This window comes from Enterobacter sp. BIDMC109 (assembly GCF_001037885.1).
Taxonomy (GTDB): Bacteria; Pseudomonadota; Gammaproteobacteria; order Enterobacterales; family Enterobacteriaceae; genus Enterobacter; species Enterobacter hormaechei_C.
The window spans coordinates 4,596,498-4,608,369 of sequence record NZ_KQ090002.1; the positions used below are offsets into that span (position 1 = coordinate 4,596,498).

Sequence of the window (11,872 nt, forward strand, 5' to 3'; positions counted from 1 at the left end):
CTTATATCCGAAACAGGTTGTACTCGTTGCACAGCACCAGCACCGCCGGTTCGTCTTCTTCGATGGTGTTGTAGCGATCGATGGGCTGTAAAAAGTGGTTGTCGTGTTCATCGTCATTGACTGACGACACTTCGCCCACCAGCACGTCGCCAAAGCCGCGTTCACCCCAGAAACTGTGGTACAGGCCGGGCGTCAGGCAGATGCTCTCCCCTGGCGTGAGGCGCAGCTGACTGCCGGGCGCGTGCGTCTGCCGACAACCGTCTATCGTGACGATCACGTCGGTGTTTTCGGTCTCTTCATGCGCGCCCGCATTCCATAACTCAATAATCAGATTCCCGCCGCCGCGGTTGATGATGTCCTCCCGCTTGCGCCAGTGGAAATGCATCGGCGTCACCTGGCCGTCGCGGACGTGCATGATTTTTTCGGCATAGCACTTTTCATAAGGCACGCCGTTGGGGGAGCCGTTGCGCAGGGTGAACAGCGTCAGCCCCTCTGCGGCAAAGTGGTTGCCGCCAAACGCCGTCACGTCCCAGCCGAGCCTGAGGTCGAACACCTCCTGCCAGGCGGCCTGGTCAAGCTGCTGCCATTTTGTTGGCGGAAAGCTGGCAAACGGCGGGAGATGCACGTCGTGCATGGAGAAGAACTGCCGCGTGTGGCCGAGGATTTCATTGATGTCGGAGCGTTTCATGGGGACTCCTTGCGTTTTATGCCGCCCCCTCACCCTAACCCTCTCCCCAAAGGGGAGAGGGGACGATTACACCCTCTCCCCTTTGTGGGGAGAGGGCCGGGGTGAGGGCATCAGGCCGCACCGGGGTTACTTAACCGTCCACCCCTTATACGTGCCGACGTTCTTTTTATCGATCATCGTCACCGGGATCAGCACAGGCTCTTTCGGCGCAGGTTTGCCCTGAAGAATGTCATAACCGATCTCCACCGCCTTCGCCGCCATCACCTGCGGATCCTGCGCCGGCGTCGCCACAAACAGGGAGTTTTCGCGCTTCAGAGCTTCTTCACCGTCCGGGCTGCCATCCACGCCAACGATAAAGAACTCATTACGTTGAGCCTGTTTCGCCGCCAGATCGGCACCGATCGCCGTCGGATCGTTAATTGCGAATACGCCGTCGATCTTCGGATTGGCCGCCAGCAGGGAGGTCATGACCTCCAGTCCGCCTTCGCGGCTGCCTTTGGCGTTCTGATTATCCGAAAGCACTTTGATATCCGGGTGGCGCCTGAACTCGGTCTGGCAGCCCTCCACGCGGTTTTGTACCGCAGAAACCGGCGGCCCGTTGATGATCACCACGTTGCCTTTACCTTTCAGGCGGTCGGTTATGTACTTACAGGCCATCTCCCCCGCCTGGGTGTTATCGGAGGTGATGGTCGCATCAGCCCCTTCCGCCGCCACGTCAACCGCCACGACCACGATCCCTGCCTCTTTGGCGCGTTTTACCGCCGGGCCGATCCCTTTGGAATCCGCGGCGTTGAGGATGATCATGTCCACTTTCGCCGCAATGAAGTTATCGATCTGCGACACCTGCTGGCCCAGATCGTACCCGCTGGAGACCAGCGTCACCTTGACGTTATCTCCCGCCAGCTTGCGCGCTTCCAGCTCGGCGCCTTTGGTGATCTGCACGAAGAACGGGTTAGCCAGGTCGCCCACCGTCACGCCGATGGACTTCAGATCTTTTGCCTGCGCAAACGGGGTTGCGGCCAGCAGCGCGCCAGCACAGAGCGCGGTCACTAAGGGCTTCAATCTCATGCTGTATTCCTCACGTAGGGTATTGTTGTTATGCACTTTGATGGTGTCGGGTACGGTATTTGTCGATCAGCACCGCTATGATGATCACCGCCCCTTTGATCACCAGCTGCCAGAAGTAGGAGACGCCCATCAGCGTCATGCCGTTGTTGAGGGTGGCGATGATCAACGCGCCGACCAGCGTGCCGGTGATCGTGCCGATCCCGCCGACGAAGCTGGTGCCGCCGAGGATCACCGCCGCAATCGCATCCAGCTCGTACCCCGTGCCGAGGTTGCCGTTGGCGCTGTAGAGGCGCGAGGCGCTCATCACGCCGCCTAATCCCGAGAGCAGGCCGCTCATGCCGTAGACAAACAGCAGCACCAGCCAGACCTTGATGCCGGTTAAGCGTGCCGCCTGCATATTGCCGCCGACCGCATAGATGTGAACGCCGAGGGTTGTGCGACGCAGAATAAACCAGCACACCACAATCACCGCCAGGGCGATCACCACCAGCCACGGAATCGGGCCGAGGTAGTTGTTGCCGATCCACTCGAAGTTAATGTTGGAGTTAATGACCGTCGTGCCGTCCGCCAGCAGATACGCCGCGCCGCGCAGTGCCGTATAGGTGCCGAGGGTGACGATAAACGGCGGCAGCCCGGCAAAGGCCACCAGCGCGCCGTTGAACAGCCCCAGCACCATACCGAGCATCAGCGCCGCCGGAATGGAGAGCATCGCAAATTCAGGGATAAGCGAGACCACCATCGCCGCTACCGCCGTAGTGCCCAGAATCGAGCCCACAGAGAGGTCAATCCCGCCGGTCAGGATGATGAAGGTCATCCCCGCCGCCAGCACGATGTTGATCGACGCCTGCCGGGTAATATTCAGCAGATTGCTCTCGGTGAAAAAGTTCGGGGCGATAAAGCCAAATACCGCCACAATCAGGATTAAAATCGGCAAAATGCCGATCGTTTGCATCAGATCGCTCATCAGCATTTTTTTGGCGGAGGCGGATTTCGCCACCTGCTGCGGATGGGTTGGAGTTGTCATAATTACACCGCCTGATGATGTGTGTCGTTCACGCCGGTTGCCAGCGTCATAATGTTTTCCTGAGAGATGTCGCGTCCGTGAAGTTCACCCGCGATGCTGCCTTCCCGCATCACGTACACCCGGTCGCTCATGCCCACCACTTCCGGCAGCTCGCTGGAGATCATCAGAATCGCCACCCTTTTGCGCGCCATCTGGTTCATGATGCGGTAGATCTCGCTTTTCGCGCCGACGTCCACGCCGCGCGTGGGTTCGTCCAGAATCAGAATGCGCGGGCCAATCGCCACCCAGCGGGAGATCAGCAGCTTTTGCTGGTTGCCGCCGGAGAGCCCGCCCGCGCGCACCTGAGAATGCGGCACGCGGATATTGAGCAGGGCGATGGCGTCATCGGAAATAGACTGCGCTTTTTTGCGGTTCAGCCAGCCGAAGGTGGCGTCGCGCTCCAGCGTCGCCATGGTGATGTTCTCCTGCGCCGCCAGCTCCAGAAACAGCCCCTGCTCCTTGCGGTTCTCGGTAAGAAAACCGATGCCATTCTCAATGGCCGCGCGCGGGGAGTGGATTACCACCGGTTCGCCGTCCACCTCGATCATGCCGCCGGTGGCTTTGCGCACGCCGAAGATCAGCTGCGCCAGCTCGGAGCGACCGGCCCCGACCAGCCCCGCCAGCCCGACGATTTCACCGGAGCGAACCTGCAAACTGCACGGCAGCACTTTTTTGCCATCCGTGAGGTGGTGCACGTTCAGACGCGGGCTGCCGAGCGGAATATCGCGCTCTTTGTTAAACAGATCGCTGAGCGGGCGGCCCACCATCATGCGCACCAACTCAGAGGCATTCAGCTTGTCGCGCGTTAGGCTGCCGACGTACTGCCCGTCGCGCAGGACGCTGACGCGATCGGAAAGCTCATACACTTCCGCCATCCGGTGGCTGATGTAGATAATCGCCATCCCTTCATCGCGCAGGCGCAAAATCAGTTCGAACAGGCGGTGGGTTTCGCGCGAGGAGAGGGCGGCGGTAGGTTCATCCATCACCAGAATGCGGCTGTTGCGGTGCAGCGCGCGGGCGATCTCCACCTGCTGTTGCTCGGCGATGGTCAGCTTCATGACCAGGTCGGTGGCGCTGAACTGCGCGCCCAGACGGTCAATGACCGCCTGCGCCTGGGCTGCCATCTCTTTGCGCTGGACCAGCCCGCCGCGCGACAGCTCGCTGCCGAGAAAAATGTTTTCCGCCACGGTCAGGTTAGGAGCAAGCTGCATCTCCTGATAAATCAGGGTAATGCCTGCGGCCAGCGCATCCTTCGGACCTTTGATGTGAAACGGCTGGCCGTCGATGAGGATGTCGCCGCTGCTGGCGGTATAGGCGCCTGCGAGGATCTTCATCAGCGTGCTTTTTCCGGCGCCGTTTTCCCCCATCAGCGCGTGGATCTCTCCGGGGAAAACCGTCAAATCCACACCCTTGAGCGCGTGGAAATTGCCAAACGTCTTGGCAATATTGCGCATCTCTAAAACCGGGGTTCTGCTCATGGCGGATCTCCTGTGAATGTCGATATCTGCACTTCATCACAGGCGCGTAAATGCAAAATGTCAGAAGCTGTTCATATTTGTCATAGTTATGAATAGCTAATCGCCATCACATTTTCCTTTTCCCTCTCCCTGTGGGAGAGGGCCAGGGTGAGGGCACCAAACCGCAGAGGAGCCCAAACCCATGTCTTCACGCCCCCCGTTCTTCACCAGCGCCCGCGGTCGCCTGCTGATATTTAACCTGCTGGTGGTGGCGGTAACGCTGATGGTAAGCGGCGTGGCGGTGCTCGGCTTTCGTCATGCCAGCCAGATCCAGGAGCAGGTGCAGCAGCAAACGCTGGATGATATGACTGGCAGCATGAACCTCGCGCGCGACACGGCCAACGTGGCAACGGCGGCGGTGCGGCTGTCGCAGGTGGTCGGTGCGCTGGAGTACAAAGGCGAAGCTGAACGGCTTAAACAGACGCAGATGGCGCTGCGCCACTCGCTGGAGCAGCTTGCCGATGCGCCGCTGGCGCAGCAGGAGCCCGCGCTGGTGGCGCGTATTATTCGCAGGAGCAATGAGTTACAGCAGAGCGTGACGGGAATGCTGGAGCGCGGGCAAAAACGGCATCTGGAGCGTAACGCGCTGCTCAGCGCGCTGTATCAAAGCCAAAGCTATCTGCGTCATTTGCAGGATATCAACCGCCGTTACGCGAGCAATGTGCCAGACGCCCGGCAGCTTGCAGAGATGGACAGGCTGATCGTTGCCGCCATTGATACCCCTTCACCGCGCGCCACGGTGCAGCAGCTGGATGCAGTAACCGCGATGTTACCCGCGAGCGCCCTGCAACCGGTGGTCAACCTGGTGCTCCCGGATTTTAATGATGAGCTGCGCAAGCTCGCGCCACTGTCAAAGCAGCTGGAGGAGAGCGATCTGTCCATCAGCTGGTATATGTTCCACATCAAGGCGCTGGTGGCGATATTAAACCGCGACATCAATCAGTACGTTGAACAGGTGGCGCAGGCCTCCCGGCTGCGTACCGCTCAAAGCCACCAGGAGCTGCGCTCCATCAGCGTGTTTATCAGCGTCTTCGCGGTGCTGGCGCTGATCATCACCGGCTGCGCCTGCTGGTATATTTACCGCAATCTGGGCTCCAACCTGACGGCTATCTCAAGGGCAATGTCGCGCCTCGCTCACGGCGAGCAGGATGTGTCGGTGCCCGCGCTACAGCGGCGTGATGAGCTGGGGGAACTGGCGCGCGCGTTTAACGTTTTTGCCCGCAATACCGCTTCGCTGGAGCACACCACGCGGCTACTGAAGGAGAAGACCTCGCAGATGGAGGTCGACCGCATCGAACGTCAGGGGCTGGAGGAGGCGCTGCTGCACAGCCAGAAAATGAAGGCGGTTGGGCAACTGACGGGCGGGCTGGCGCATGATTTTAATAACCTGCTGGCGGTGATTATCGGCAGTCTGGAGCTGACCGATTCAGCGTCACCGGACGCGCCGCGCATCACTCGTGCGCTCAAAGCCGCGGAACGCGGGGCCATGCTCACCCAGCGTCTGCTGGCCTTCTCGCGCAAGCAATCCCTGCAACCTCATGCGGTAGAGATGAAGCCGCTGCTGGAGAACCTGAGCGAGCTGATGCGGCACTCGCTTCCCGCCACGCTGACGCTGGATATTGAAGCGCAAACCCCGGCCTGGCCCGCATGGATTGACGTCAGCCAGCTGGAAAACGCCATTATCAACCTGGTAATGAACGCCCGTGATGCAATGGAGGGGCAAAATGGTGTGATCAAAATCCGCACCTGGAACCAGCGTGTGACCCGCAGCGACGGGCGTAGGCAGGATATGGTCGCGCTGGAGGTGATTGACCACGGCTGCGGGATGTCGCAGGAGGTGAAATCGCAGGTCTTTGAACCGTTCTTCACCACCAAACAGACCGGCAGCGGCAGCGGGTTAGGGCTGTCGATGGTGTACGGCTTTGTGCGTCAGTCCGGGGGGCGCGTTGAGATCGAAAGCGCGCCGGGGCAGGGAACCACCGTGCGGCTCCAGCTGCCGCGCTCGACGCTGCCCGCGTTCTCCGATGATGCCGCGCTGGCGACCACGGCCCCGGCAGAGAGTGAGCTGCTTGTGCTGGTCCTGGAAGATGAGGCGGGCGTGCGGCAGACCCTGTGCGAGCAACTGCACCAGCTTGGCTACCTGACGCTTGAAGCCGAAAACGGCGAGCAGGCGCTGAACATGCTGGACGCATCACCGGATATCGGCATGTTTATCAGCGACCTGATGTTGCCGGGCGGCCTGAGTGGTGCGGAGGTGATCGGCCATGTACGCAGCCACTATCCGCAGTTGCCGGTGCTGCTGATCAGCGGGCAGGATTTGCGCCCGGCGCATAACCCGCAGCTGCCGGACGTTCAGTTACTGCGAAAACCTTTCACCCGCGCACAGCTGGCGCAGGCGCTGCGCAAGGTGATGGCAGGAACCGGCAGCGAGCCAGGGTAGCGGCCCCCTGAGCGCCGTTAAAAGACGACGACGAGGCAGGGATAAATTTCACGGACTCATGCGGCAGCGGGCGGCGCAAATGCTGCTTTATCCCGACAATCAGCGCTTCGCGCGGAAAGCCAGGCATATCCATTACGCCGCCTCCGAGGATCACCGCATCCGGATCGAACAGATTTACACTGGTGGCAATGGCGCGGGCTGCATGATTCAGGAGTTGCTGTACGAAGGGGTCATCGGGTACGGCTGAAAAGATATCTCCCATCGCATACTCGCGGGGCTGCTGTTCGTACCACTGTTTCAATACGATACCGGAACAAACCGTTTCCAGACATCCCGGGTTGCCACAACCACAGTGCCGCGTCATATCCCCCTGTGGAATATGCCCGAGCTCGCCCGCTACGCCGTGCGCGCCCGTCCATGGAGCACCGTTTAGCCAGATGGCAAATCCCATGCCGGTGCCAAGGTAGGCCGCCAGAACCTCTTGCTGCTGGAGATTGTGTTGCACCACGTCAAACGAAAGCTGAAGGTTAACGTCGCGGGAAAATTCGACCGGGCAGCCTAGCGCATCTTCAAGTTTTCCCGCCAGATCGCGGAGCTCATTCGCCTGCAAAGGCAGATTTGGCGTCGAAATAATGGTGCGTTTGTCTTTGCCGACCAGTGCCGGAAAGCCCATGACCAGACCGCGACAGTGAACCTGTAAATGACGCAGCTGAGCCGTGATCATTTCCGTCACGCCGCACACCACACCAGAGCGGATAACCTCCGCGGTGCGCTGTTTTTCACAATGCAACACCGCACCGTCGGCCGTTTGCAGGCAAAAACGGATATGAGTGGCCCCCATATCCACTCCGGCGACGACATCAGGCTGTTTTTGCATGAGGAACAACCTCGTTTCGTGCCGACAGGATCTGCCCGGCCATAAGCTGCCATGCATCCCCGATATTCTCTGCATGGTTGAACAGACCAGACGTTCCGACGATAAAGACATCTGCGCCGGCGGCCATCAGTTTTTTATAGGTGGCCTGATTGCATGAGCCATCGATCTCAATCTCATAGCTCAGCCCTTCGCGTTCGCGCCAGGCTTTCAGCTCGGCAATTTTCTCCAGCATTTCCGGAATGAACGGCTGCCCGGCAAAGCCTGGATCGACGGTCATCACGGTGATTTTGTCCGCCTTATGAATATAGTATTTCATTGCCTCAACCGGGGTTTCCGGGTTGAGGATGAGTCCCACCTTCATACCGTGACGACGGATCTCTTCAATCAGGCGGAAAGCCTGACCGTTGATGGTCTCCGGGTGCAGTGTGATGAAGTCTGCTCCGGCCTGCGCCAGCTGGCTTATGTAGTCCTGCGGGCGAGTCACCATCAGGTGACAGTCCAGTGGTTTGGTGGCGAGCTTCTTCACCTGGCCGACAAAGAACGGAGACAGCGTCAGATTAGGCACAAAGTGGCCGTCCATGATGTCGATATGGAAGTAGTCCGCGTGCTGGTCAATAAATTCGATCTGTTCTTTGAATTTCAGCAGATCCATACACATCAGGGAGGGTGAAATTTTCATAGTGATTTCCTTACTTACTGATCAATCTGTCGAGGGCAACAGCGGCGATAATCAACCCGCCCATTACCACCAGCTGGTAGTAGGTTTGTACCTGTAAGATATTGAGTCCGTTATTGATGGTGCCGATGATGAGACCACCAATCACGACCGAGAAGATGCGGCCTTTACCGCCGAAGAAGCTGGTTCCGCCGATGATGGCGCTGGCGATGGCGTATGTTTCAAATCCCATCCCGGCCAGCGGCTCCGCTGCGCCCAGACGCGCAGTCGACACCACGCCCGCCAGCCCGGCGCATACGCCAGAAATAATGAACACCACCAGAATATGAAACTTCACGTCGATGCCGGAGTAGAACGCCGAGTTTTTGTTACCGCCCAGGGCGTAGATATTGCGCCCTAGCCGCATACGGGTGGTGAGGAACCAGAGGATCACCGCGACGATCAGCGAGAAGATGACCGGTACGGGTATCCCGAGGACGCTGGCAGCGAAGAAGTTTACAAAGTCGAACGAGAAGCCATAGACGGAATTAGCGTCGGAAATCACCAGCGTGATGCCGCGAAAAATGGCGTTAGTACCGAGAGTGATAATGAACGGATGTAGCCCGGTCCAGTTGACCAGACAGCCATTGATCGCCCCCAGCGCGCCGCCGACCAGTACGCCGCCAATCAGTGCTGCAAAAAACGGGTCGACACCAGCCAGCATCAGTTTGGCAGTCACCATGCCGGAGAGTGCCAGAATGGCTCCGCCGGACAGATCAATACCCGCGACAAGGATGGCAAAGAATTCGCCCATCCCGATCAGCACCGTTACCGAGCTCTGGACAAAAATCTGCGTGATGTTGTTGGTGGTGAGGAAGTACTCCGATGACAGCGTGCCAAAGATGGCGACTATAATCGCGAGGATAAAAAAGGTACCGTACTTGTCCCAGAACAGCGCGAAGTTAAATGGCTTTTTCTCCGCCATATCGCCTTTCACTCTTGTGGTAATGCCCATGCCATGATCTCCTCTTCGCTCATGTCGTCGCGATTGGTCAGGATTTGCGTCAGCCGCCCTTCGCAGAACACGGCGATGCGGTCGCAGACGGCGATAATTTCAGGTAATTCAGATGACACCATCAGGATGACCTTGCCTTCGTCAGCCAGCTGGCGCATCACCTTGTAGATTTCGGCCTTTGCGCCGACGTCGATGCCTCGCGTGGGTTCATCAAAAATGATGACGTCCGGGTTGCAACACAGCCATTTAGAAATCAGCACCTTTTGCTGATTGCCGCCGGAGAGTTCGGTGATGTTTTGCTCTACGCTTTGGCACTTCAACGCCAGCAACTGGCGCTGTGCTTCGGCGGTCTTGCGTTCTTCATGCTCGCGAAAGAGCCCCATGGCCCCTTTATAGCCACCGTTTTTCAGGCTCTGGCTGACGGCCATGTTTTGGGCGATAGAGAAATTAGGGAAAAAGCCATTTTCGCGGCGGCTTTCGGTGATGTAGGCCATCCCTTTTTTCAACGCATCCAGAGGCGAATGCGGGGAGATGGTTTTGCCGTTGAGGCGAATTTCACCGCTCGCGCGTTTATCCACGCCGAAGAGACAGTCCATCAGTTCGGTACGTCCCGAGCCGACCAGACCCGCAAAACCCAGTATTTCGCCGCGGTTCACGCTGAACGAAATATCACGCACTTTTTTCTTGTCCCGGCTGGTGACGTTGTTCACCTCAAACACCGTGTCGCGTTCGATGTTGCCGGTGCTCTCTTTCATGGCGTTAAAGCTGTTTTGCAGTTCGCGGCCGACCATCAGGCGCACAATGTCGTCGTTTGAAACGTCACTCACCAGGCCACTGCATACGCTGGAACCGTCTTTCATTACCGTGTAGCGGTCGCAGATGCGGCGGATTTCCGCGAGCTTATGCGAGATATAGACAATGGCGGTGCCTTCTTTACGCAGCTGATTCATGATCAAGAAAAGATAATCCACCTCTTTATTGGTTAATGAAGATGTGGGTTCATCCATAATGATCACTTTGGCATCGAGCATTAAGGTTTTCGCGATTTCCAGCATCTGTTTATGGCTGATGGATAAATTCGCTACTTTTTCATCTAAATCGACTTTTAATCCGACGCGTAAGAGCATCATCGCACCGCGAATGCGCATCTCTTTCCAGTCAATAATCCTGATGCCACAAACCTTTTTAGTCAGGTGACGGCCTATATATAGATTTTCCAGCACGGTTAATTCATCAATAACGCTGAGTTCCTGATATATAATGCCGATGCCCAGTCTTGCTGCCAGTTTATGATCCAATTTGTCGTAATTCTTTTCATTAATAATAATGGAGCCTTTGGTCGGTTCATGAATTCCCGACAATACTTTCATTAAGGTTGATTTACCGGCACCATTTTCCCCTAATAACGCGTGGATCTCATGAGGGTATATAGTTAAATCAACCGATTTTAATGCGTGAACCGGACCAAAGGATTTGCCGATCCCCGCCATCGAGATATATGGCGTGACCATGTTTATTTCCTTCTCTGTTCACCCTCTCCCTGTGGGAGAGGGCCGGAGTGAGGGCATCAAGCCGCACAGTTCTGCGTTATTTTGTCACCAGAATCGAATCCACCAACTTGAATTCAGGCGTTTTTTCCAGCGGGATGACTTTCCCGGTTTTCGCGGCATCCACCATTAATTTCAGGCCGGTCGCCCCGATGTCCGCCGGGTTTTGTGCGACGGTTGCCGTCATCTGACCGGCTTCGACCATCTTACGCGCCTCTGGGATACCATCGGTGCCGACCACCAGCACTTTGCCGATTTTACCGGCGTTTGCCACCGCCTGTGCCACGCCCATTGCCATGGTATCGTTCGCGCAGTAGAAGGCTTTCAGATTCGGGTTTCGTTGCAGCACGTTGGTTGCCACATCCAGAGCTTTAATGCGATCCCAGTCAGCGGGCTGGCTGGCAACCAGCTTAATTTGGTTTGCTTTTTTGAAGGCTTCTGTTGCGCCATTGCGGCGCGCCTCGCCCGATGCGTTACCGGCTTTACCCTCAATGATTGCGACTTCGCCCCCCTCCGCACCAAGTTTATTGATAATAAAATCGGCCCCTTTTGCGCCGACGGCCACGTTGTCCGTTGTGACAAACCCCTCTACATTGCCACCTGCTTTTTTCAGGTTATCCATATCGATTTTTTCATCGAGATTCACCAGATAGAGACCTTTCTGCCAGGCGCGCGCGACGGGCATGACCAGATTCACGGAGGAGAGTGGGGCAAAAGCGATACCCTTGTATTTTTTATTACTCAGATCTTCGAACAGCTGTAGCTGGGACTGAAAATCCCCTTCTGACGGCGAGGCAAAAATATCAACGCTTACTCCCAGGGTTTTGGCTTCATCTTCAATCCCTTTCTTCATATCCACCCAGAATGGATTGGAGAGCGTTTTTAATACCACCGCATATTCCGCAGCAGCAAACGCGCTGGTGGATAACATTAAGCCCATAGCGGCGCCGCTGAAATATTTCAGATATTTATTCATAGCAGTGTTCTCAATGTAGGGTATGT

General features: G+C 57.2%; 10 protein-coding genes. 1 reads left to right on the forward strand and 9 read right to left on the reverse strand.

The window, feature by feature from the left end; genetic code table 11:
- Position 1 precedes the first annotated feature (1 nt).
- From SK62_RS21605 to SK62_RS21620, 4 genes are all read right to left on the reverse strand, one after another.
- The gene (locus SK62_RS21605) at positions 2 to 688 is read right to left on the reverse strand and encodes a D-lyxose/D-mannose isomerase (RefSeq protein WP_023302932.1); all 687 of its coding nucleotides are present in this window, start codon (positions 686 to 688) and stop codon (positions 2 to 4) included.
- Positions 689 to 814: 126 nt separating this feature from the next.
- Complete coding sequence (locus SK62_RS21610; protein ID WP_003860240.1) at positions 815 to 1,756, reverse strand: ABC transporter substrate-binding protein; 942 nt, start codon at positions 1,754 to 1,756, stop codon at positions 815 to 817.
- Between the two features lie 28 nt (positions 1,757 to 1,784).
- A complete protein-coding gene (locus SK62_RS21615; protein WP_003860239.1) occupies positions 1,785 to 2,780 on the reverse strand; it encodes an ABC transporter permease subunit in 996 nt (331 codons plus the stop codon).
- Between the two features lie 2 nt (positions 2,781 to 2,782).
- Positions 2,783 to 4,297: a sugar ABC transporter ATP-binding protein gene (locus SK62_RS21620; RefSeq protein ID WP_047718407.1), complete on the reverse strand. Its 1,515-nt coding sequence runs from the start codon at positions 4,295 to 4,297 to the stop codon at positions 2,783 to 2,785.
- Positions 4,298 to 4,478: 181 nt separating this feature from the next.
- Here SK62_RS21620 and SK62_RS21625 point away from each other — a divergent pair, with 181 nt between their 5' ends.
- Complete coding sequence (locus SK62_RS21625; protein ID WP_015570208.1) at positions 4,479 to 6,776, forward strand: hybrid sensor histidine kinase/response regulator; 2,298 nt, start codon at positions 4,479 to 4,481, stop codon at positions 6,774 to 6,776.
- On the opposite strand, the gene alsK is transcribed toward SK62_RS21625, so the two are convergent.
- The 5 genes from alsK to alsB all read right to left on the reverse strand — a co-directional run bounded on the left by alsK (position 6,709) and on the right by alsB (position 11,846).
- A complete protein-coding gene (alsK, locus tag SK62_RS21630; protein WP_032620751.1) occupies positions 6,709 to 7,653 on the reverse strand; it encodes an allose kinase in 945 nt (314 codons plus the stop codon). The genes SK62_RS21625 and alsK overlap by 68 nt on opposite strands.
- On the reverse strand, positions 7,637 to 8,332 hold the full coding sequence (gene alsE, locus SK62_RS21635; protein ID WP_015570210.1) for a D-allulose 6-phosphate 3-epimerase: 696 nt from the start codon (positions 8,330 to 8,332) through the stop codon (positions 7,637 to 7,639). Before alsE ends, alsK begins: the two co-directional genes overlap by 17 nt.
- Positions 8,333 to 8,342: 10 nt before the next feature.
- Positions 8,343 to 9,323 (reverse strand): D-allose ABC transporter permease, encoded by a 981-nt coding sequence (gene alsC / locus SK62_RS21640; RefSeq protein ID WP_047718405.1) that lies wholly within the window; start codon positions 9,321 to 9,323, stop codon positions 8,343 to 8,345.
- Positions 9,302 to 10,834 (reverse strand): D-allose ABC transporter ATP-binding protein AlsA, encoded by a 1,533-nt coding sequence (gene alsA / locus SK62_RS21645; RefSeq protein WP_032620755.1) that lies wholly within the window; start codon positions 10,832 to 10,834, stop codon positions 9,302 to 9,304. Before alsA ends, alsC begins: the two co-directional genes overlap by 22 nt.
- 76 nt (positions 10,835 to 10,910) lie before the next feature.
- Positions 10,911 to 11,846, reverse strand: a complete 936-nt coding sequence (gene alsB, locus SK62_RS21650) for a D-allose transporter substrate-binding protein (protein WP_015570212.1) — start codon at positions 11,844 to 11,846, stop codon at positions 10,911 to 10,913.
- Positions 11,847 to 11,872: the final 26 nt, after the last annotated feature.